Origin of the sequence: Sphingomonas sp. Root720 (genome assembly GCF_001428605.1) — a bacterium.
Taxonomy (GTDB): Bacteria; Pseudomonadota; Alphaproteobacteria; order Sphingomonadales; family Sphingomonadaceae; genus Rhizorhabdus.
On sequence record NZ_LMID01000012.1, the window covers coordinates 453,095 to 475,574 of the forward strand.

The 22,480-nt window shown below is 71.1% G+C and carries 17 protein-coding genes; 8 read left to right on the top strand and 9 right to left on the bottom strand.

Translation table 11 applies throughout. The annotated features are described in order from the left end of the window. The first annotated feature begins 175 nt into the window (after nucleotides 1-175). From argJ to ASE22_RS17285, 3 genes are all read left to right on the top strand, one after another. Nucleotides 176-1,399, top strand: a complete 1,224-nt coding sequence (gene argJ, locus ASE22_RS17275) for a bifunctional glutamate N-acetyltransferase/amino-acid acetyltransferase ArgJ (protein ID WP_056362358.1) — start codon at nucleotides 176-178, stop codon at nucleotides 1,397-1,399. Nucleotides 1,400-1,538: 139 nt separating this feature from the next. Continuing rightward, nucleotides 1,539-2,150, top strand: coding sequence for a glutathione S-transferase family protein (locus tag ASE22_RS17280; protein ID WP_056362360.1), 612 nt, complete (start codon nucleotides 1,539-1,541; stop codon nucleotides 2,148-2,150). 7 nt (nucleotides 2,151-2,157) lie between these two features. Beyond that, complete coding sequence (locus tag ASE22_RS17285; protein WP_056362363.1) at nucleotides 2,158-2,952, top strand: inositol monophosphatase family protein; 795 nt, start codon at nucleotides 2,158-2,160, stop codon at nucleotides 2,950-2,952. Nucleotides 2,953-3,073: 121 nt separating this feature from the next. On the opposite strand, the gene trxA is transcribed toward ASE22_RS17285, so the two are convergent. From trxA to ASE22_RS17305, 4 genes are all read right to left on the bottom strand, one after another. Then, nucleotides 3,074-3,394 carry a thioredoxin TrxA gene (gene trxA / locus ASE22_RS17290; protein ID WP_056362364.1) on the bottom strand — a complete coding sequence of 107 codons (321 nt, stop codon included), beginning with the start codon at nucleotides 3,392-3,394 and terminating at the stop codon, nucleotides 3,074-3,076. Nucleotides 3,395-3,446: 52 nt separating this feature from the next. Continuing rightward, nucleotides 3,447-6,875 carry a double-strand break repair helicase AddA gene (gene addA / locus ASE22_RS17295; protein ID WP_056362608.1) on the bottom strand — a complete coding sequence of 1,143 codons (3,429 nt, stop codon included), beginning with the start codon at nucleotides 6,873-6,875 and terminating at the stop codon, nucleotides 3,447-3,449. Beyond that, on the bottom strand, nucleotides 6,872-9,892 hold the full coding sequence (gene addB, locus ASE22_RS17300) for a double-strand break repair protein AddB (RefSeq protein WP_082545341.1): 3,021 nt from the start codon (nucleotides 9,890-9,892) through the stop codon (nucleotides 6,872-6,874). The genes addA and addB overlap by 4 nt, the downstream gene beginning before the upstream one ends. A gap of 99 nt (nucleotides 9,893-9,991) precedes the next feature. After that, nucleotides 9,992-11,254, bottom strand: coding sequence for a NupC/NupG family nucleoside CNT transporter (locus tag ASE22_RS17305; RefSeq protein WP_056362370.1), 1,263 nt, complete (start codon nucleotides 11,252-11,254; stop codon nucleotides 9,992-9,994). A 103-nt stretch (nucleotides 11,255-11,357) separates the two neighbouring features. Between ASE22_RS17305 and ASE22_RS17310 the strand changes: the two genes are divergently transcribed. Beyond that, nucleotides 11,358-12,002, top strand: a complete 645-nt coding sequence (locus ASE22_RS17310) for a queuosine precursor transporter (protein ID WP_056362373.1) — start codon at nucleotides 11,358-11,360, stop codon at nucleotides 12,000-12,002. A gap of 80 nt (nucleotides 12,003-12,082) precedes the next feature. After that, nucleotides 12,083-12,988 (top strand): acetylglutamate kinase, encoded by a 906-nt coding sequence (gene argB / locus ASE22_RS17315; RefSeq protein ID WP_056362376.1) that lies wholly within the window; start codon nucleotides 12,083-12,085, stop codon nucleotides 12,986-12,988. A gap of 43 nt (nucleotides 12,989-13,031) precedes the next feature. Here argB and dapD read toward each other — a convergent pair whose 3' ends face one another. From dapD to ASE22_RS17335, 4 genes are all read right to left on the bottom strand, one after another. Continuing rightward, a complete protein-coding gene (dapD, locus tag ASE22_RS17320) occupies nucleotides 13,032-13,856 on the bottom strand; it encodes a 2,3,4,5-tetrahydropyridine-2,6-dicarboxylate N-succinyltransferase (protein WP_056362378.1) in 825 nt (274 codons plus the stop codon). Continuing rightward, the gene (locus ASE22_RS17325; protein ID WP_056362381.1) at nucleotides 13,853-14,524 is read right to left on the bottom strand and encodes a pyrimidine 5'-nucleotidase; all 672 of its coding nucleotides are present in this window, start codon (nucleotides 14,522-14,524) and stop codon (nucleotides 13,853-13,855) included. Before ASE22_RS17325 ends, dapD begins: the two co-directional genes overlap by 4 nt. A gap of 103 nt (nucleotides 14,525-14,627) precedes the next feature. Continuing rightward, nucleotides 14,628-16,391: a hypothetical protein gene (locus ASE22_RS17330; protein ID WP_056362384.1), complete on the bottom strand. Its 1,764-nt coding sequence runs from the start codon at nucleotides 16,389-16,391 to the stop codon at nucleotides 14,628-14,630. Between the two features lie 40 nt (nucleotides 16,392-16,431). Continuing rightward, nucleotides 16,432-17,967, bottom strand: a complete 1,536-nt coding sequence (locus ASE22_RS17335) for an NAD(P)/FAD-dependent oxidoreductase (RefSeq protein ID WP_056362387.1) — start codon at nucleotides 17,965-17,967, stop codon at nucleotides 16,432-16,434. Between the two features lie 175 nt (nucleotides 17,968-18,142). Between ASE22_RS17335 and ASE22_RS17340 the strand changes: the two genes are divergently transcribed. The 3 genes from ASE22_RS17340 to ASE22_RS17350 are packed head-to-tail and all read left to right on the top strand — an operon-like array spanning nucleotide 18,143 to nucleotide 21,751. Beyond that, nucleotides 18,143-19,180 (top strand): cupin-like domain-containing protein, encoded by a 1,038-nt coding sequence (locus ASE22_RS17340; RefSeq protein WP_056362391.1) that lies wholly within the window; start codon nucleotides 18,143-18,145, stop codon nucleotides 19,178-19,180. A 56-nt stretch (nucleotides 19,181-19,236) separates the two neighbouring features. Beyond that, entirely contained in the window at nucleotides 19,237-20,628 is a 1,392-nt protein-coding gene (locus ASE22_RS17345; protein WP_235536433.1) for an amidohydrolase family protein, read from the top strand. Then, complete coding sequence (locus ASE22_RS17350) at nucleotides 20,618-21,751, top strand: dipeptidase (RefSeq protein ID WP_056362394.1); 1,134 nt, start codon at nucleotides 20,618-20,620, stop codon at nucleotides 21,749-21,751. Before ASE22_RS17345 ends, ASE22_RS17350 begins: the two co-directional genes overlap by 11 nt. Before the next feature lie 48 nt (nucleotides 21,752-21,799). Here the strand turns inward: ASE22_RS17350 and ASE22_RS17355 are convergent, their stop codons facing one another. Next, nucleotides 21,800-22,471, bottom strand: a complete 672-nt coding sequence (locus ASE22_RS17355; RefSeq protein WP_056362397.1) for a glutathione S-transferase family protein — start codon at nucleotides 22,469-22,471, stop codon at nucleotides 21,800-21,802. Nucleotides 22,472-22,480: the final 9 nt, after the last annotated feature.

Sequence of the window (22,480 nt, forward strand, 5' to 3'; positions counted from 1 at the left end):
TCCGGAGCTGGGGAGATGAGCTGGCCGCAGGATACGCCTGAGATCCCGGCCTCCGCCGCGATGACGCATTGGGAAAGCGAAGCCGTCTGCCGAGGATGCAGGGAAATCCCGACATCATATTTCAAACGTCACCCACTGCCCCTATAGCCCCGCCAACCCTTTCCGGAGTTGCGCCATGGACCGTTCCCCGCTCGCCCCCGCCGCCTTTCCCGATCTGCCGCCGGTCGCCGGGGTGCGCATCGCGGTGGCGCGCGCGGGCTACAAGGCATGGGACCGGGCCGACCTGACCTATGCCGCGCTCGACGAGGGCACCATCGTCGCCGGGGTGACGACCACCAGCAAATGCCCCTCGCCCGAGGTCGAATGGTGCCGGGCCGCGCTGCCGCTCGGCAAGGCGCGCGCGCTGGTCGTCAACGCCGGCAATTCGAACGCCTTCACCGGCAATCGCGGCCGCGCCGCGGTCGAGGCGATCACCGCGCGGGTCGCCGGCGCGGTCGGCTGCCGGCCGTCGGACGTGTTCGTCGCGTCGACCGGGGTGATCGGCGTGCCGCTGCCGATCGACAAGGCCGAGGCCGGGATCGATGCGGTGCTCCAGGCGCCCGCCGCCAGCTGGGAGGAGGCCGCCGCGACGATCATGACCACCGACACCTTCGCCAAGGCGGCGCATGCCTCGGCGATGGTCGGCGGCACCCGCGTCGAGCTGGTCGGCATCGTCAAGGGATCGGGCATGATCGCGCCCGACATGGCGACGATGCTCGGCTTCGTCTTCACCGACGCGGCGATCGCGCCCGAGCTGCTCCAGGCGATGCTGAACCAGGCGAACGGCAAGAGCTTCTCCTGCATCACCGTCGACGGCGACACCTCGACCAGCGACACGGTGCTGGCCTTCGCGACCGGCAAGGCGGGCAACGACCGGCTCGAGACGATCGACGACGCCGGCGCCGACGCGCTGCAGGCGGCGCTGACCGAGCTCTGCCTCGACCTCGCCCACCTCGTCGTCCGCGACGGCGAGGGCGCGTCGAAGTTCATCGCGGTTTCCGTCGAGGGCGCCGACAGCGACGCGAGCGCGCACCGCATCGCCCTGTCGATCGCCAATTCGCCGCTGGTGAAGACCGCGATCGCTGGCGAGGACGCCAATTGGGGCCGGGTGGTGATGGCGGTCGGCAAGGCCGGCGAGCCCGCCGAGCGCGACCGGCTGTCGATCCGATTCGGCGCGACCCAGGTGGCCACCGGCGGCTTGGCGGTCGAGGGCTATGACGAGGCGCCGGTCGCCGCCCACCTCAAGGGACGGGAGATCGAGATCGGCGTCGACATCGGCCTCGGCAACGGTCGCGCGACGGTTTGGACCTGCGACCTGACGCACGGCTATATCTCGATCAACGCCGACTATCGGAGCTGATGTCTTCCCCATTGCCGTCATTCCAGCGAAAGCTGGAATCTCCCTTCTTCCTTCGGTGGAAAAGGCAGTGAGATCCCGGCTTTCGCCGGGATGACGGCGGAGAGGCAGGGCATCTTCCTCGACCGCAAAGGAGACCTGCATGTCGCTGATCATCTGGGGCCGGCTCAACTCGCACAACGTCAAGAAGGTCGCCTGGCTCGCCGTCGAGGCGGGCATAGCGCATGAGCGGCGCGACGTCGGCGGTCCGTTCGGTTTCACCGACGCCTATCTGGCGATGAACCCCAACCGGCTGATCCCGACGATCGAGGACGACGGCTTCGTGCTGTGGGAGTCGAACGCGATCCTGCGCTATCTCGCGGCCCGCTATGCGCCCGCGCTCTGGCCGGCCGATCCGCGCGTCCGCGCGCTCGGCGACCGGTGGATGGACTGGCAGTTCGCCTATGCCGGCGCGCAGATCGACGCCTTCGTCAACCTGGTCCGCAAGGCTCCGGCCGATCGCGACATGGCGGCGGTCGCGGCCTCGGCGGAAAAGGCCGGCGCGATGATGGCGATCCTCGACGCGGCGCTGGCCGAGCGGCCCTGGCTGTCGGGCGACGCCTTCGGCATCGGCGACATTCCGATGGGGGTCTATGCGCACACATGGTTCTCGCTCGCCATCGAGCGGCCCGATCTTCCCCACGTCGCCGGCTGGTATGCGCGGCTGCGCGAACGGCCGGGCTATGCCGACGCCGTTATGATCCCGCTGAGCTGAGGCCGCCATGCACCCTCTTCACGAACCCGTCGCCGCCCTGATCCGCGAGGTTGCCCGCGACATCATGATGCCGCGCTTCCGCAAGCTCGCGACCCATGAGTTCGCCGAGAAGACGCCGGGCGACTTCGTCACCATCGTCGACCGCGAATCGGAGGCGCGGCTGGGCGAGGGGCTCGCGCGACTGCTGCCCGAGGCGCGGATCATCGGCGAGGAATCGGCGGCGGCCGATCCGTCGATCGTCGACCATGTCGGCGACGGCACCGCCTGGATCATCGATCCGCTCGACGGCACCAACAATTTCACCGAGGGCAAGAGCCCCTTCGCGATCATGATCGGCCTCGCCGTCGACGGCGAGCGCGAGGCGGGCTGGATCTACGACCCGGTGCTCGACCGCCTCGTCCACGCGGCGCGGGGGCGCGGGTGCACCGTCAACGGCGAGCGGGTGACGGCGCGACGTTCGGAAGGCGGATTGCCCAAGGCGGCGACCGCCACCTATTTCATGCCCGAGGACCGCCAGGCCGATGTCCGCCGCCGCGCCGAAGGCAGGCTGGAGATCGTCGACATCCCGCGCTGCGCGGGCGAGCAATATCCGCGCCTGATGCTGGGGATCAACGATATCGCGCTATTCGAGCGCACCCATGTCTGGGACCACGCTCCCGGTGCGCTGATGCTGGAGGAGGCGGGCGGCATGATCGCCCGCAACGACGGCTCGCCCTATCGCCTCGACGTGCCCGGCAAGGGCGCGATCGCCGCCAGCACGCCCGAGCTGTGGGCGCTGGCGAAAGAGGTGCTGTTCGATTGAACGCCCCAGCCCTCGCCCCTTGGGGAGAGGGTTGGGAGAGAGGCAAGGCTGGAGGCCATCGATGCGCTCCAGATCATTCCCTCTCCCCGGCCCTCTTCCGCAAGCGGAGAGGGAGCGCTTCTTAAAGCTCGCCTTCCAGCCAACCCTTGAGCTGGCTCTTCGGCGCGGCGCCGACCTTGGTCGCGATCGGCTGGCCGTTCTTGAACAGGATCATCGTCGGGATGCCGCGGACGCCATAACGGCCGGGGGCGTCGGGATTGTCGTCGATGTTGATCTTGGCGATCGTCACCTTCTCGCCAAGCTCCTCGGCGATTTCCTCCAGCGCCGGGCCGATCATCTTGCACGGGCCGCACCACTCGGCCCAGAAATCGACGAGGACGGGCTTCTCGGCACTGATGACGTCGTCGTGGAAGGACGAGTCGGTGATCGCTTTGGTGGGCATGATGAACGCTCCTTGGTTACGGATCCTGATGTAAGCGGGCCTTCCGGCAGTCTCAACGGCCTTCGCCCTGCTTTTGCTCCTGCCCCCTAAAGCCGGGCTTGTGCGCCTCCAGCACGGCGGCGGGCAGGTCGATCAGGGTCGGGCCGGCCGTATAGAGCAGCGCCGCCTCGACCATCCGCCCCGGGAAGATCACGCCCAGCGCGGCGGCATAGGCGCTCATCTGGCGCAGATGGTGGCGCGGCGCGGCGGCGAGGTCGGCGGGCGCGCGACGGCCGGTCTTGAAGTCGACGACGAGGATGCGGTCGGCGGTGACGAGCAGTCGGTCGACCGTCCCGGCGATCACCTTCCCGTCGACCACCGCCGCGACCGGCGCCTCGGCGAGCGCGTCGGGGCCGAAGATCGCGGCGAAGCGCGGATCGGCGATGACCGTGCAGGCATCCTCGGCCAGCGCGCGGGCGACGTCCTCGTCCTCGACCCCGGCCGATCGCAGCAGCCAGTGCCGGGCGGCCTCGCGGCGCCGGACGGGCGGGACGGCGGGCAGCCGTTCGAACAGGGCGTGGAGCAGCGTGCCGCGCCGCGCCGCCGCGCGCATCGCGGCCGAGGGCGGCGGATCGGGCACGTCGTCGAGCCCGAGCGAGGAGGGCGCCAGCGGGCGCGGCGGGCGCGCCTCGGCGGCGGCAGGGCGGCGCAGCCAGGCGGGCTCGGCCAGCACCGGCGTCTCGCCGCGCCGCCGGGCGGGGGCCGCCGCGCCGGTCGCGGCGACGCTGCCGTGATAATGATAGGCGTGGGTCCAGAGCGCATCCTCGACGGGCTCGGAACCGAGCCCCGCCATCGCCCGCTCGATCGCCTGGTACCAGCTCGCCGCCGGCGGGACGCCGCGCGCGCGGACGCCCAGCGTGCCGCCGATCACCAGATGCTCCTGCGCGCGGGTGAGCGCGACATAGAGGAGGCGCCAATGCTCCTGCCGCTCGCGCTGCTTGAGGGTCTCGCTGTCCCCGCGCAGCGCCTCGACCATCTCCGCTCTGCGCGGGCGCAGCACCGGCACGGGCAGGGCACCCTCCTCGATCGCCCAGTCGAGCCCGCGCTGGGGGCTGAGGTCGGGATCGGCGGTCGCGTCGGCAAGGATGACGAGCGGCGCTTCGAGGCCCTTCGAGCCGTGGACCGTCATCACCCGCACCGCGTCGAGCGGGGCGGACGGATCGCGGGTGATCTCGACGTCGCCGCGATCGAACCAGTCGAGGAATCGCTGAAGGGTAGCTGTCGCGCTCCCCTCGAACTGGAGCGCGGCGCCGAGCAATTCGTCGATCGGATCGCGGGCCTCGGCCCCCAGCCGTCGCAGCAGCTTGCGCCGCCCGTCGAGCGGTCCGGTCAGCAGGTTCTCGAGGAAGCGATAGGGGGTGGTGAAGTCGGCGCGGGCGAGGATCGCGTCGAGCGCGGCGACGGTGCCGGCGTCGCCCTTCGCGCGCACCGCGTCGATCAGTGCCCCCCGGCGGCCGAAGCCGACCCGGTAGAGTTCGTCCTGCGCCCAGCCGAACAGCGGCGAGACGAGCAACGCGGCGAGGCTGAGGTCGTCCTCGCGCTGGACGGCGAAGCGGACCGCGGCGAGCAGGTCCTTGACGACCAGCGGCGCGGTCAGTCGCAGCCGGTCGACGCCGGCCACCGGTACCTGCTCGGCGTGGAGCCGGGCGACGATCAGCGAGGCGAGGTCGGCGCGGCGGCGGACGAGGATCAATATGTCCTCGGGCCGGATCGGGCGCTTCTTGCTCGCCAGCCACAGCCCCTCGTCGATCCAGGCGCGGACCTGCCGGGCGAGGCGCGACGCATAGGCACGGGTGGCGTCGTCGATGAAGCCCTCCTCGCCCTCGTCGTCGACCGCCTCGTCGATCGACAGCGGCTTCAGCAGGGTCACCCGGCCCGGCATCGCATGGTGCGCGGCGTGGCGCTCGGCCGGGGTGAACAGCCCCATCTCCTCATGGCCGAGATCGGCGATCAGCCGGTCGACCAGCTCGAGCACCGCGGGGGCCGAGCGGAAGCTGCGGTCGAGCGACAGGTCGAGGAATTCGCGGTCGACCTGCAGCGCCTTGAGCGCGAAGCTCAGCCGGGCGCGCTCGAACTCGACCGGGTCGGTGCCCTGGAAGCCGAAGATCGCCTGCTTGAAGTCGCCGACGGTGAAGATGGTGCGCGCCGCCCCGCCGCGCGCGCCGGCGCCGACGAAGAACTCCTCGGCCAGCCGGCCGACGATCGCCCATTGGTCGGCATTGGTGTCCTGCGCCTCGTCGACGAGGATATGGTCGGTCTGCTGGTCGAGCTTGTAGCGTACCCAGTCGCCCATGCCCGGCTCGTCGAGCAGCCGGACGGTGGCGCGGATCAGGTCGTCGAAGTCGACGAGCCCGGCGGCGCGCTTGGCCTCGGCATAGGCGCGGGCATAGGCCTGTCCGGCGCGCAGCCCGGCGCCGATCGCGGCGGCCAGCTCGGCGCGCGCGCGCCAGCCGAGCAGCCGGCCGATCTGGTCGGCCAGCCGGGTGCAATGGTCGGGATAGCCGGCATCGGCCTTGAGCAGGCCCGCCTGATATTTGCGCGGCTCCATGTCCTTGGTCAGGACGACGTTGACGACATCCTTCAGCCGTTCGGCGCGCTGCTTCGGACCGGCGGCGACGAAGGCGGCGACGATGTCGGCGTCGCGCAAGCCGCTGGCGGTGCCCCAGGCGGCGTTGACCCGGGCGACGGCGTGGAAGCAGTCGAGGTCGAGATCGGCGCAGGCGCGCTCGATCGCCTCCTCGACGTCGCCGAGCGGCACGTCGAAGGCATGGCGCAGCCGCGGCTCGATCGCCTCGCGCGGGCCGAGCGCGGCCAATGCGTCGGGCGCGCGGGCGCAGTCGAGCAGATACCCCTCGGCGCCGCCCTCGCCGAGCCGCAGGCTCAGCGCCTGGACGTCGCGGATCAGCCCCTGGTCGCCGCCGCGCGACGCGCCGTCGAGCAGCTCCGCGAGGGTACGGCGGGCGAGCGCGGCTTCCTCGCGGCCCTCGATCGGGCGAAAGCCCGGGGTCAGCCCCGCCTCGGCCGGGAAGCCCGCGAGCAGCGTCTGGCAGAAGGCGTGGATCGTCTGGATGCGCAGGCCGCCGCCGGGGGCTTCCAGCACCCGCGCGAACAATTGCCGCGCGCGCTTGAGCGCCTCGGGGCCGGCGTCCTCGCCCAGCCGGCCGAGGTCGCGGGTCAGCTTCAGGTCGTCCTTCTCGCCGGCCCAATGGGCAAGGCGGCGGTGGATGCGCTCGGCCATCTCGGCCGCGCCCGCCTTGGTGAAGGTCAGGCAGAGGATCGAATCGGGCGAGGCGCCGCCGAGCAGCAGGCGCAGCACCCGCGCGGTCAGCACATGGGTCTTGCCGGTGCCGGCCGAGGCCGACAGCCAGACGAGCTCGGCAGGATCGGAGGCGGCGCGCTGCTGCGGCTGCAGCGGATCGAGCGGCTTCAGGCGGCCGCTCATCGCCCGTCCTCCGCGCCGCCGCTGCCGCGGCCATACCATTCGTCGAGCCGCATCAGCTGGTCATAATCGGCATAGGGCGAATATTCGGGGGCGAGCTTGGCGGTGAACGGCTCGGTCCCGGTCAGCCAGCGTTCGATCGCCCCGCTCAGGATCGCGGCGGCATGGGCGACGAAATCCTGCGGGGCGATGTGCGCCTTGCCGCCGACGGGAGAGCGGATCTGGCCGAAGGCGTCGCGATCCTTCGCCAGCGACCAATATTCGAAAGCCAGCGGATCGCCCGCAACCCCATCGAAGCCGCCGCGCGCCGCGATCAGCCCGAGCAGGCCGAGCTGCATCGCATAGCCGGCCTCGACCTGCGCCGCGCTCGGCGGCTTGCCGGTCTTGTAGTCGACGATCGCCAGGGTGCCGTCGGCGAGCCGGTCGATCCGATCGACCTTGCCCTTCAGGGTGATCCCCGCGATCTCGGTCGTTCCGTCGAGCTCGGCGGCGATCGGGCGGCGGCCCTGCGCCCGCTCCTCGCGCATCCGGTCGGCGACCCACTCCAGCGCCGCCTTCAGCCGGGGTTCCCAGAGCGCCTGCATCACCGGATGGGCGGCCATGGCGCGCAGCATCGCCTCGGCCCTGGGGACCAGCCGGTCGGGGTCGCAATCGTCCTGCTTCATCCAGGCTTCGAACACCGCATGGACGGCGGTGCCGCGCCAGGCCGGGGTCGGATCGGCGTCGACCGCGTCGAGCGGCCGGAGCTGGAGCATCGCGTCGGCGTAGAAGGCGAACGGATCGGCCTGCAGCCGGTCGAGCTTGGTGACGGCGATGACCTTCGGCCGGTCGGCGGCGGGGGGCGCGGGCTCGGGCCGCCTGAGAAACTGGCGGTCCGCCGGCCGATCGATCGCCGCCGCCCAGTTGGGCAGGCGGTGCTCCCTGGTGATCCCGCCGGTCATGGCTTCGAGCCGCAGCCAGAAGCGCGAGGCGATGGTCGGGGCGCGGGCGTCGCGGCGGGCGCGGGTGACGATCAGCTCGGGCGCGCCCAGCGCCATCGCGAAGTCGTGCGCCGCCAGGCCGATCCGCGTCTCCAGCCCGCCGAGGCCCAGCTCGGCGCGGATGCGCGGGGCGAGCCAGGGGTCGGGGCTCGGCAGCGCCGGCCACACGCCCTCGTTGAGCCCGCCCAGCACCATCAGGTCGGCATGCTGGAGCCGCGCCTCGAGCAGGCCCCAGATCGACAGGCGCGGATGGCCGCCCTGCGGCGGGCGGACGGCGACCGCATCCATCAGCAGCCGGAGCGTGGGGGCGAGCCCGGCCGGCTCGAAGGCGGCCGGGCCGATCGGCGCCCAGGCCTCGAGCTCGGCGATCAGGTCGGCGGCGGCGCGGCCGTCGGGCCCCCCCCAGGCGGGATCGCCGGCGAGGGTAGCGATGCCCTCGCGGACGGCGGCGAGGAGAGCTTGCAGGCTGTTTCCTTCTCCCCGTCCCTCCAGCGGAGGCGCCGGGGGTGGGTTATCGCTCCGGGAAAATGCCCCCTCCAGCGGCTCCAGCAACGGCCGAACCTCGTCCCACCAGGCGATCGCCGGCGCCCGCGCACGTCTGGCATGGCCGTCGCCGTCGCGCAGATAGCGGGTGATGCCGTCGATCCCGGCGGGCGGGCGGGGTCCGCGCAGGGCGATGTCGAGCTTGCGCACCCCGTCGAGCCAGGCGCCCCGCGCGTCGCCGCGGCGGACCAGCGGGTGCTTGAGCAGGGCGAGCAGCGGCACCGGCGCGAAGCCCTCGGCCGCCGCTTCGGCGACCGCCAGCAACAGCGTGCCGGCCGGGGTCAGCGACAGCGGCGTGCCCGCCGAATCGTCGGCGACGATGCCCCAGCGGGCGAGATGGGCGGCGACGCGGCGCGCGAGCACCCGGTCGGGGGTGACGAGCGCGGCGGTGCGGCCCGGCGTCTCGATCGCCTCGCGCAGCGCGATCGCGATCACCTGCGCCTCCTCGGCCGGGTTGGCCAGCTCGATCGCGCGGACCCCGCTCAGCCGCCGCTCGGCGGGCGGCAGCCGATGCCATTTGTCGGTGAAGGCGGCGGGCGCCATCGCATTGGCGATCGCCCTGGAGCGGACCGCGCGGGCATCGCGCCCGCCGCCCCAGCGCCAGATCTCGACCTCGGCGCGGCCCACCCCCATCCGGTCGAGCAGCCGCTTGAGCGCATATTGCGGGTGGCTTTCCAGCGGGCGCGGCGGCCGGCTGCCGTCGTCGCCAGGCTCGTGCGGGCCGAGCGCCTGCCATTCCTCATCGTCGGAGACGGTGTCGAGGCCGGGCAGCACCACCATGCCCTGCGGCAGCCGCGCGACGATGCCGAGCAGCCGGGCGACCGCCGGGGTCGTGCTGCTGACGCCGGCGGCGATGACGGGTCCGGGCGGCGGGCGCAGGCGCCAGCCGCGCGCGACCCGGTCGAGCAGCCGGTTGCGCCGCTCGGCCAGGTCGATCCGCCCGCGCGCCGCCAGTTCGGCGGGCCAGCGGGTCAGGATGGTGTCGAGCATCGCCAGCGAGCGCTGCCAATGCTCGGACAGTTCGGGCAGCGAGACGAGGTCGCGCAGCCGGGCCGGCGGAACCTGCTCGATCAGCAGCTGGTCGAGCGTGCGGCCGAGCTCGCCGGCCAGCCGGATCGCCTCACCGCCGTCGATCGGGTCGCCCGCCGCGGCGCGCGCCTCGCCCGTCAGGCGTGCCAGGATCATCTGCCGTTCGAGCGGATCGATCGCGGGCGGGATCGGCTCCTCGGCGTCCTCGCCGATCGGATCGAGCAGCCCGCCGAGCCGCTCGTCCAGCTCGGGATCGCCGATCGCGACCAGGCGGGGCAGCAGCAGCCCGCCCTCCGCGCGGCGCACGAAGGCATCGCTGATCGCGCGGGCGGCGCGATTGTTGGGGACGAGCAGCGTCGTGCGGGCCAGCGCGATCGGATCGGGGCCATGGTGCGCGACCAGACCGGCCGCCAGGGCATCGGCGAAGGCGCGGTGGGCGGGAATGGTGAAGACGGCGGGGCGGGTCATGGATCGGGCCACTCTAGCCGTTCGGGGTCGGAGGGGAAGCGGGGAGTGGCCCCCTGGCCGGAAGACGGAGGAGGAGGAGGAGGGTTGCGCGGTTCGCCCTCAGCTCGGCAGCAACAGCCCCGCCAGCGCCGCCGACATCAGGTTGGCGAGGCTGCCCGCGATCAGCGCCTTGATGCCGAGCCGGGCGATCACCGGGCGCTGGTTGGGCGCCAGGCTACCCGCCGAGGCCATCTGGATCGCGATCGACGAGAAATTCGCGAAGCCGCACAGCGCGAAGGTGGTGACGGCGAGGCTGTGCGCGCTCAGCGTCTCCCGGATCTGGCCGAGATGGATATAGGCGACGAACTCGTTGAGGACGATCTTCTCGCCGAACAGACCGCCGGCGACCTGCGCCTGCTCCCAGGGGACGCCGAGCAGCGCCATGACCGGCGCGAAGACGAAGCCCAGCAGCTGCTGGAAGCTGAGCGCCGGATAGCCGAACCAGCCGCCGACGCCGCCGAGCAGGCCGTTGGCCAGCGCCACCAGCGCGACGAAGGACAGCACCATCGCGCCGACCGACACCGCGATGCGCACCCCGGTCTGGGCGCCCTGCGACGCGGCCATGATGATGTTGGCGGGCCGTTCCTCGGCCTCGTGCGCCTCGGCGAGGGTGATCGCTTCTTCGGCCGGATCGTCGCCGAGCGGCAGCTCGCCCTCGGGCGCCCGGGGGTCGGGCATGATGATCTTGGCCATCAGCAACCCACCCGGCGCGGCCATGAAGCTGGCGGCGAGCAGCAGGTCGATGCTGATCCCCATCGCGGCATAGGCGGCGAGAATGGTGCCGGCGACCCCGGCCATGCCGGTCGTCATCACCGCGAACATCTGGTGCGGGGCGAGGCCCGCCAGATAGGGGCGGATCACCAGCGGCGATTCGCTCTGCCCGACGAAGATGTTGGCCGCCGCGCACAGCGATTCGACCCGGGAGACCCCCGTCACCCGCTCGATCGCGCCGCCGACCCAGCGGATCACCGCCTGCATGATGCCGAGATAATAGAGGATCGAGACGAGCGAGGCGAAGAAGATGATCACCGGCAGCGCCGCGAGCGCGAAGCTGGCGCCGCCGATCTCGGGCTTCACCAGCGATCCGAACAGGAAATCGGTGCCCGCCTGGGCATAGCCGAGCAGGTTCGACACCCCCGTCGACAGTCCGGCGAGCACGGTCTTTCCCCAGGGGACGTAGAGGACCAGCACCGCGATCGCCGCCTGCAGCGCGAAGGCCGCGCCGACGACGCGGAAGCGGATCGCCCGGCGGTCGGACGACAGCGCCACCGCCACCAGCAGGATCAGCGCGATGCCGGCCAGGCCGGTCAGCCACTTGGTCATGTCAGCGCGATTCCCAGCCCACCCGAAAATCCCACCATGGCGAGGCGCCGCAGCCGGTCAAGCGCTCTTTCGCGGGTGCAATAAAGCCGGTAGCAACCGGTCCATGCATGCCTCCTCCGCACCCGCGCCCTCCCGTTCGCTCTTCATCCTGTCGATCTTCTACGGCGGCATGGTCTGCATCGCCGGGGTGCTGGGGGTGAAGCAGGTCGCGATCGGCCCGCTCGCGGTGGAGGCGGGCATCTTCGCCTTCCTGCTGCTGGTGGTGATGGCGAGCGCGGTGGCCGAGCTGCACGGCCGGGCGGCGGCCGACGCGCTGGTGCGCTGGGGCTTCCTGCCGCTGATCGCGTCGGCGCTGCTGATCCGGCTGGTGGTGGCGCTGCCGACCGATCCCGGCATGTACCCGCCCGCGGTCGAGGCCTTCCCGATCGTCGTCGGGCAGGGCGCCCGGATGATGATCGCCGGGCTGATCTCCTACGGCCTGTCGCAGACGCTCAACGTGCTGATCTTCGACCGGCTCAAGGGCAGCGGCGTCGGCCGCTTCGTCTGGCTGCGCGGGATGATCGCCAGCGTGATCAGCCAGATCGCCGACACGGTGATGTTCATCACCATCAGCTTCTACGGCGAACGCGAGATCCTCGGCCTGATGGGCGGGCAGATGGTGACGAAGGTGGTGCTGTCGGTGATCCTCGTACCGCCGCTGATCACCCTGTTCGTCGCCTGGGGCCGGCGGGTGGATGCGCGGACCTAGCCGGCCTGCGGGGCGCGCGCATCGCACGCCCGCGAACGCGATGCTTTATCCCGCGGCCCGCCTCCGCTAAGGGGCGCGCCATGTCGACCGATCACAGCCCCGATCCGCTCCTCCTCGCCAAGGCCGAGACCCTCGTCGAAGCGCTGCCCTATATGCAGCGCTACGCGGGCGAGACCTTCGTGGTCAAATATGGCGGCCATGCGATGGGCGATCCCGAGGCGGCGCGCGACTTCGCCGAGGATATCGTCCTGCTGAAGGCGGTCGGGATCAACCCGGTGGTCGTCCATGGCGGCGGGCCGCAGATCGGCAGGATGCTCAAGACGCTCGGCGTCGAGAGCAGCTTCGTCGACGGGCTCAGGGTCACCGACGCGGAGACCGCCAAGGTCGCCGAGATGGTGCTGTGCGGTTCGATCAACAAGGAGATCGTGTCGTGGATCGCCCAGGCGGGCGGCCGCGCGGTCGGCATCTCGGGCAAGGACGGCCGCATGGTCGTCGCCGAGAAGGTCCGCCGTACCCGGCGCGATCCCGACAGCAATATCGAGCAGGTGGTCGACCTCGGCTTCGTCGGCGAGCCCGCCGATATCGACCGGCGGGTGATCGACACCATATCCAAGGCGGGGATGATCCCGGTGGTCGCGCCGATCGCGATCGGCGCGGACGGCCAGACCTACAACGTCAACGCCGACACCATGGCAGGCGCGATCGCGATCGCGCTGGGCGCGGCGCGGCTGTTCCTGCTGACCGACGTCGCCGGCGTGCTCGACAAGGAGAAGCAGCTGATCCGCGACCTCAGCCCCCCCCAGATCGCCGCGCTGCGCGAGGAGGGCACGATCCAGGGCGGGATGATCCCGAAGCTCGAGACCTGCGTCCATGCGGTCGAGGGCGGAGTCGACGCCGCCGTCATCCTCGACGGCCGGGTGCCGCACGCGATGCTGATCGAAGCCTTCACCCGGAGCGGCGCCGGCACGCTGATCGGGATGGCCTGATGTCCCGATATCCCCCTCCCCGAGAGGAGGGGGTTCGGCCTGATCAATCGCGCAGCAGCTCGTTGATGCCGGTCTTGGACCGGGTCTGCGCGTCGACGCGCTTGACGATCACCGCGCAGTAGAGGCCCGGGCCGCCGTCCTTGCCGGGCAGCGTGCCGGGAACGACCACCGCATAGCTCGGCACGCGGCCGACGAAGACCTCCCCGGTCGCGCGGTCGACGATCTTGGTCGAGGCGCCGAGATAGACGCCCATCGACAGCACCGCGCCCTGCTCGACGATCACGCCCTCGGCGACCTCGGAGCGCGCGCCGATGAAGCAGTCGTCCTCGATCACCACCGGGCCGGCCTGGAGCGGCTCGAGCACGCCGCCGATGCCGACGCCGCCCGACAGGTGGACGTTCTTGCCGATCTGCGCGCAGCTGCCGACCGTCGTCCAGGTGTCGACCATCGTACCCTCGTCGACATAGGCGCCGAGGTTGACGAAGCTCGGCATCAGCACCGCGCCCTTGGCGATATGCGCGCCGCGGCGGACGATCGCGCCCGGCACCGCGCGGAAACCGGCGGCGCGATAGTCGGCCTCGCCCCAGCCGGCGAACTTCGACGGCACCTTGTCCCACCAGCTGGCGCCGCCCGGCGCACCGGGGATCAGTTCCATGTCGTTGAGGCGGAAGGACAGCAGCACCGCCTTCTTGAGCCACTGGTTGACGGTCCAGCCGTCGGGGCCCTTCTCGGCCACGCGGCGGGTGCCCGCGTCGAGCGACAGCAGCGCTTCCTCGACCGCGTCGCGCACCGCGCCCCTGGTCGAGAAGCCGATGCCGTCGCGCTCTTCCCACGCCTGCTCGATGGTGGTTTGCAGATCGCCGCTCATTCCGGTCCCCCTGTAATTGCGTGCAGCCATTGGCCGACATCCTGGATCTCAAAGTCGATGAAGCTCGGGTCGGCGTCGTGGTTGCCGAGTTCGGAGCCGTTGTTCACCCAGACGGTGGTCATGCCGATCGCCTTGGCGGGCTTGAGGTTGCGGGCCATGTCCTCGACGAACAGCGAGGTCGTCGGGTCGATGCCGAACGCCCGGACCATCGATTCGTAGCTCGCGACGTGCGGCTTGGGCTGATAGGCGCAGGCGTGGATGTCGTGGATCGCCTCGAAGCTCTTCGACAGGCCCAGCCGCTCCAGCACGCGGGCGGCATAGTCGGCATCGCCGTTGGTGAAGATCAGCTTGCGGCCGGGCAGCTTGGCGACCGCCTCGACCAGCCGGCGGTCCTCCGCCAGCACGTCCATCTCGACATCGTGGACGAAGGCGAGGAATTCGTGCGGGTCGATGTCGTGGCTGCGCATCAGCCCCGACAGGGTGGTGCCGTGCTCGCGGAACATCCGCTTCTGGATGTGCTTCGCCTCGACCGGGTCGACGCCGAGCAGCCGCTCGACATACAGCCCCATCCGCACGTCGATCAGCCCGAACAGGTCGGCCGACGCGGGGTAGAGCGTGTTGTCCAGATCGAAGATCCAGGCATCGATATGGTCGAGCGCAGGCGGCATGGCCGCGCGAGTAGCCTCTGGGGGGAACGGGCGCAACCGCCGAGCGCGCGGGACGGGGGACGGCGGCACCTCTCCGCGCGATCCCCGGACGGCGTCCTCGCGTCTAGGGGATGCGCCGCCACAGCTTGAGCGTGCTGCCCGCAAGCGGCACCGGCACCAGCCATGCCGGGGCCTTGCCGGCGACCAGCGCGGCCATCAGCCCGTTCGGCGCGGCGCCCGCATAGATGCCCGTCTCGGTGCCGGTCGGGTCGATCAGCACATAGGCCATGCCGTGCGCCGCCATGACGCGGCGGGCGGCCTCGGGCGGACCGGTGAAGGTCAGGATCACCCGGCGGATCGCCTGGGGATCGCGATGGTGGCCGCTGCCGGCATAGCTGTGCGGGGTGGCGACCAGCAGGCGCGGGGTCAGGTCGAGCCCGGTCAGGATGGTGCTGCGCGGCAGATGCGCGAGCGCTTCGAGGCTGGTGCAGGGCGCGAGGCAGAAATGGCTGGGCGCACCGGCCTTGCCCGCTTCGGGCCCGGCGCGGTCGACGACCAGCCCGCCCGCCGCGATCGCCCCGATCGGCGACAGCGCCAGCAGCGCGGCGGCCGAGCCGAGGACCCGGCCGGGCATCGATCGCCAGCGTCCGATCGCGCCGAGCAGGCGGGCGAGCAGCCAGCCCGCGCCGGGCAGCGCGCAGCCATGGGCGAAGCCGCTCGCGCGCTGGACCAGGAGAGAGACCGCGAAGGCCGCGCCGAGGATCGCGAGCATCGTCAGCCAGTCGCGCGCCTCGGCCGCCGTCCGCGCGCCGCGCCAGGCGAGCAGGGTGCCCGCCAGGCCGACGAGCGGGAAGCCGAGCAGCATCGCCGCATTGTCGGCGGGCTGCCGCCAGACGGGCAGGCCCTCGAGAACATTGTCGTACCAGAAGCGGCGCGAGACCGGGTCGAGCGTGCCGAACGGTCCGGCGAGGCAGGCCGGCGCGGTCGCCGCCAGCAGTGCGACGCCGAGCGCAGCGGCGATCCCGAGCGCCGCGACGCGCGCGGCCGGGCCGCGCTGCGCGGCGATCCGCAGCCCGATCGCGGCGACCAGCGGGGTGACGATCAGCGGTCCGAACCAGGCGGGGCTGACCGCGTCGCACCAATATTGGCTCCAGGCGGCCCGGCCGTGGAAAACGGCGAACAGCGCGAGGCTGGCGATGCCGAGCGTGCCGGCGAAGGCGCGCAGCCGTGGCTCCCCGCCCCGCCACAGGCCGCGCAGGCCGAGCAGCAGCGCGATCGCTATCACCATCGGCAGCGCCTCGAGCGAGATCGCCAGCCACAGCGCGGCGGCGATGCCGCCCGCAATCCCGCCGCGCCGGGGATCGCGATCGAAGCAGGCGGCGACGGTGAACAGGCCGAGCATCGTCTGCCAGCCATGATGGTCGATGCGCAGAGGCAGATCGTGGAACAGGATCATCGGCGCGGTCGCCGCCAGCGCCGCGGCGAGCAGCGCCGCGCGCCGATCGGCCAGCCGGGCGGTGACGAGCGCGACCGCCGCCAGGCTCCCCGCCAGGGTGATCAGCGGCACCGCGCAGGCGGCGACGCGCTCGGCCGCCGCCGCGCCCAGCAGCGGTTGGAGCAGCAGGATCAGCCCGGCGATCGGCAGGTCGACGATCCGCGACCAGTGCATCGGCACGCCGTGCGGCGGATCGATCCGGTACTGGGTGACGTCGAAGAAGCTCTGCCCGCCCAGCCAGTCGCGGACCTGCTGGAGGCGGAGGAAGTCGTCGGGGTCCCACATCCCGAGCTGGGCGATGCGGTGGCGCGCGACCGCCAACAGGATCGCCGCCGCCAGCGCCCAGATCGCGGCGACGCCGAGGGCGAGGCGGCGGGGGGAGAGGTCGCTCACCAGATCCCCGCCGCCGGAAGGAAGGATAGAAGGGTCGGTTTCACGCCGCCCGCTTGTCGACGATCCGGACCGGCACCAGCCGTTCGGAGGCCAGCGCCGCGGCGATGCCGGCGTCGTCGCCCTCGCTGCCCGCCTCGTGATATTCGGCGTCCTCGTTGACCGACCAGACGTCGTGGCGGCGCGCGCCGGCGGCGATGTTGCGCGCGGTGAGCATCGCGGTCATCATCGCATGATCCTGGTTGTTGTAGCGGTGCATGCCGTTGCGGCCGACGAAGTGGAGCGTCGGATAGCGCGCCTCCAGTTCGCCGCGCACCGCGGCGACATGGCCGGCATAGTCGTCGTCATAGACCGGATAGGCCTTTTCCTGGCGGACGACCGCGCCGCCGACGACCGCGGCGGGATCGCACAGGCCCAGCGTCGCCAGCTCCCGCGTCGCCAGCGCGACCAGATCCTCGTCCGACGACGACCAGAGGCCGTCGCCCTCGAAGCAGAAATATTCGAGGCCGACGCAGGCCAGCGCCGCGTCGGGCACCATTTCGGGGGACCAGCTGCGGAAATTCTGGATGCGGCCGACCTGGACCCGATCGTCGTGGATGTAGATCCAGTTGTCGGGGAACAGGTCGTCCGAGCGGATCATCAGCGCCACGGTCAGGAAGTCGCGATAGGCGAGCGCCATCGCGCTCGGCAGGGTCGCCGGCAGCGGATGGATCCGGATCGCCAGCTCGCGCATCGGCGCCGAGCTGACGACATGGTCGGCGGTCAGCATCGCCAGCCGGCCGTCCTGGCCCATCGCGGCGATCCGCCACAGGCCGGCGGTCTCGTCCCACGACAGCTGGTGGAGCCCATGGCCCATCAGCAGGCTGTTGCCCTGCTCGAGGATGCGGTCGCGCGCCGCGTCCCACATCATGCCGGGGCCCTTGCGCGGATAGCGGAAGCTTTCGAGCAGGGTCTTGGCCTGCATCCCGTCATTGGGACGCCGGTTGAGGCCCAGCGAGCGCCGGACGCCGTCCCACACCGCCTTGCCCAGGCTCAGCCCCTTGATGCGCTGCGCCGCCCAGTCGGCCGACATCTCGTTGCAGGGCATGCCCCACACCTTCTCGGTATAGGTCTTGAAGAAGATGCCGAACAGCCGCGCGCCGAACTGGTTGACCACCCATTGCTCGAAGCTCTTCACCTCCTTGTGGGGGAACATCTTCCAGCGGAAGAAGCTGGCCATGCACAGGGTCGACTGCCACAGGCCCAGGTTGCGCAGCGCCTCGAAGGCGCGCAGCGGGTAGGAATAATATTTGCCGCGATAATAGATGCGGCTCATCCGCGGCCGCTCGATGAAGTCGTCGGGCAGCAGCTCGTTCCAGAGATCGACCACCTCGCGCGACTTGGAGAAGAAGCGGTGCCCGCCGATGTCGAAGCGGAAACCGTCATGCTCGACGGTGCGGCTGATCCCGCCGACCTGGTGCGGGTCCTTCTCGATCAGGGTGACGGAGAAGCCCTGCTTGCCGAGCATATAGCCGGCGGTCAGCCCCGCGGGCCCCGCCCCGATGATCGCGACATCGACATGGTTGGTGGCGCGCGGCATCAAAGGTCCTTCGAATCCGGATATCGCGCCACCCATCGCCGACGAGCCGCTAAGACATGGTTAACGCGCGCGGGTTCGCGGCCCGAAGGAGGCGCTTTCCGCCCGCGCGGGCCTTCGCCATTCTGTCATCGGATTGTCGTAACCGGGCGGATCGGACGATCGGCCGGAGGTGGACATGCTGAACATGGGACGGGACAAGGCGAAGCCGCGCGTCGTGGAGTTCGACCCGGTGCTGGCGGCGCTGGTCGCCGAACGGCTGGCGCAGGGCCTGCATCCGTCACTGATCGCGATGCAGTTCGCGCAACGCGCCGATCCGGAGCTGGTCGCGGCCTATGCGCGCGACATCGAGAGCCATCCCTATTTCCAGGGCGCGCTGGCGGTCTCCGACGCGCTGCGCAAGCGCGACTGGATCCTCGACTGCCAGGCGCGCTCGTGGCGCCAGTCGCCCGACGCGACCCGGATCGACCGCCGCGAGGCGCTGGCTCCCGCCAGCTTCCTGCGCGACTATTATGCCAATCAGCGCCCGGTGGTGATCGGCGGCCTCGTCGACGATTGGCCCGCCCTGTCGCGCTGGACCGCCGACTATCTGGAGGCGAAGGTCGGCCGCGAGACCCCGGTCGAGGTGCAGAAGGGCCGCACGTCGCGCAGGGATTTCGAACTCGACAAGCTCGCGCTGCGCAAGACGGTGCCGTTCGGCGAGGTCGCCGACGCGTTGCGCAGCCCGGGACCGTCGAACGACCTCTACGTCACCGCCAACAACGGGGCGGGCAACCGCGCCGCCTTCGGCCCGATCTGGGGCGATTTCGGCCCGATCGACGGCTATACGCTCCCGCGCGACGGCAATGACGGCTTTCTGTGGATCGGCCCGGCGGGCACCGTCACCCCCTTCCACCACGATCTCACCAACAATCTCCTGATCCAGGTGAAGGGCCGCAAGCGCGTCCACATGGTCCCGAACTGGGAGGAGGCGCGGATGAAGCCGGTCCGCCGCCTGTTCAGCGAATGGACGCTGGAGGCGCTGCTGAAGGCCGGCGAAACGCCCGGCGACGGGCCCCCGACCCTGATCGAGACCGAGATCGGCCCCGGCGACGCGCTCTTCATCCCGGTCGGCTGGTGGCACCATGTCGTCAGCCTCGACGAAAGCTATTCGGTGCTGTTCACCAACTTCGCCTGGCCGAACGACTTCGCGACCCCGTTCATGCAGGCGCGGTGATCGGCCGGCGAGGCTGGCCAAAGCCGTTTCGGTCGCCTAGCCATGGCGGTGTGAACATGTCCGTCAGAAACCGGCGCGGCCGGCTGAAGCCCTTGTCGCTGATGGCGCTGGCCGGCGCGATGCTGGCCGCCGCGGCGCCCCCCGCCGAGCCAGCCAAGCCTGGCAGCGACCTCAGCCTCTACAGCGATGCGACCGTCGTCGACGGCACCGGCGCGCCGGCCCGCGCGCACCAGGACATATTGGTGCGCGGCGAGCGGATCGTCGCGGTGGCGCCGCGCGGCACGATCGCCGGTACCGAGGGCGCTCGCCGCATCGACCTGGCCGGGCGCTTCGTCATCCCCGGGCTGATCGACACCCATGTCCATCTCGCGACCCCGCCCGACAATGCCCAGGCGGCGGCGATCCTGCGCCGCAACCTCTATGGCGGGGTCACGGCGGTGCGCGACATGGCCGACGACATCCGCCCGGTGGCCGAACTCGCGCGCGAGGCGCTCGCCGGGGAGATCGCCGCGCCCGATATCTACTATACCGCGCTGATGGCCGGCCCGCCCTTCTTCCAGGACAAGCGGGTGCTGGCGGTGACCCTGGGCGTCACGCCGGGCAAGGCGCCGTGGATGCAGGCGATCGACGACGCGACCGATCTGCGCACGGCGGTGACGCTGGCGCGCGGAACCTCGGCGACCGCGATCAAGATCTACGCCGATCTGCCGCCGCGCCTCGTCCGGGCGATCACCGCCGAGGCGCATCGCCAGAAGATCCTGGTCTGGGCGCACAGCGCAGTATTCCCGACCCGCCCGGCCGACGTGATCGCGGCCGGCGCCGACACGATCAGCCATGTCTGCTATCTCGCCTATCAGGTCGAGCCGGTGATGCTCGCCGCCTATGAGGACCGGACTCCGGTCAACGAGGCTCTGCTGGCGCCCGACGACGACCCGGTGATCGCCGGCCTGTACCGCGCCATGCTGAAGCGCGGCACGATCCTCGATGCGACCGGCAGCCTGTTCGTGCGCCACGACGTGGAACGCAAGGACCATCCCGAAATGCGGCGGCTGCGCTGCACCGGTCCGGCGACGATCCGGCTGACCCGGCAGGCCTGGCGCGCGGGCGTGCCGATCTCGACCGGGACCGACAGCGTGTCGGACTACCGGCACGACTGGCCCGAGGTGCATGACGAGCTGTTCTTCCTCGCCCGCGACGTCGGCATGCCGCCGCTCGAGGTGATCCGCTCGGCGACGCTGGTCGGCGCGCAGGCGGCGGGACAGGCGCGCGACATGGGTTCGATCGCGGCGGGCAAGCTCGCCAATTTCGTCGTGCTGACCGCCGATCCGGTTGCCGACATCGACAATATCCGGACGATCGAGACGGTGGTGAAGCGCGGCCGCGCCTATCCGCGCGCCGCCTATCGGCCGACGACGAAGGCAGAGATGGGGGACGGCGATGACGATTGACCGGCGCGATTTCCTGAGCCTCGCGACAAGCGCCGCCGCCGTGGCTGCGATGCCCGGGCCGCTGCTCGCTGCGGCGGGTCGGGATCCGGTGAAGGACTGGATCCTCGTCAATGCGCTGGGCGGGCTCAGCGATCCCAATGGCCGCGACGCCAGCCTCGTCCCGGCCTTCGGTCCGCGCGTCCTGGCCGAGGCGCACGCCTCGGGCCTCACCGCGGTCAACATCACGCTGGGCTATGTCTCCGGCTCCGACGATCCGTTCGAGGCCAGCGTGCGCGACATCGCCCTGACCGACCGGCTGGTCCGCGAGCATGGCCGCGACCTGATCAAGGTGCTGACCGTCGCCGACATCCGCCGCGCCAAGGCGGAGGGCAAGATCGGCCTGATCTACGGTTTCCAGAACGGCGCGATGATGGGCAAGGACGCGAGCCGAGTCGACGTCTTCGCCGATCTCGGCGTGCGCATCTTCCAGCTGACCTACAACCCCGCCAACCAGATCGGCGATGGGTCGATGGCGCCCGAGAATCGCGGGATCACGCCGTTCGGGCGCGAACTGATCGCCAAGCTCAACGACCGCAGGGCGATGGTCGACCTGTCGCACAGCGGCGAGCAGACCTGTCTCGAGGCCGCTCGCGCCTCGCGCGCGCCGATCTCGATCAACCATACGGGCTGCCGCGCGCTGACCGACCTGCCACGCAACAAGACCGACGCCGAGCTGCGGCTGGTGGCCGAGCGCGGCGGCTTCGTCGGCATCTACTTCATGCCCTTCCTCAATATCTCGGGCCATGCCAGCGCCGAGGACGTCGTCGCGCATATCGACCATGCGGTGAGCGTGTGCGGCGAGGATCATGTCGGTATCGGCACCGACGGCGACGTCAGCCAGATCGACGACCTGAACGCCTATCAGGCGAAGCTGGCCGAAGAGATCGCCCGCCGCCGCGCCGCCGGGATCAGCGCCGCGGGCGAGCGGCCCGACACCTATCCCTTCGTCGTCGACCTGCGCGGGCCCGACCAGTTCCGCAAGCTCGTCCGCCTGCTGCAGGCCAGGGGTTATGCGAGCGCCCGGATCGAGAAGATCATGGGCGCCAATTTCCTGCGCTATGCCGAGACGGTCTGGGGCGGCTGAGCGAACTGAACCGTCCTAACCTCCCCTCCCCACGGACCGGCGGACCGCTCAGGCCGGCACCGGCTCCGCGGCGAAGGAGGCGAGCTGGGCGTCGAGCGCGGCCTGGAAGGCCGGGCGCGCGAGGCAGCGGTCGCGATAGGCGACGAGGGTCGGGAACTCCGCCATCAGGGCGTCGTCGGAGATTTCGCGCAGCACCGTCGCCATGATGATGTCGGCGGCGGTAAAGCCGCCCTCGAGATAAGCGCGGTCGCCCAGCCAGCCGGCCAGGGCGGAAAGGCGCTTGCGGAGGGTCTCGATCACCTCGGGGCGACGCAGCCGCGCCCATTCGGCATCCTTGTGGAAGACGTCGATGTCGACGAGGTCGAACACGAAGGGCTCGACGCTGTTGAGCGCCGCCGTCACCCAGGTCAGCGCGCGAGCGCGCCCCTGCGGGGTATTGGGCACCAGCCGGTCGCAGCGCTCGGCGATGCGCAGCACCATCGCCCCGCTCTCGAACATCTGCACCTCCTCGTCGCGATAGGCGGGAACCTGCCCGAACGGTTGCTCGCGCCGATAGTCCTCGCTCTTCGCCGTCTCGAAGCCGATCAGCCGCTCGCGATAAGCGAGCCCCGCCTCCTCGCACGCCCAGCGCGGACGAAGGTCGCGGACGAAGCCGCGCGCGAAATCGGGCACCCAGGCGAAGCCGGTGATCTCGATGGCGGCGTTCTGGTCGATCGGCATGACGGGGCT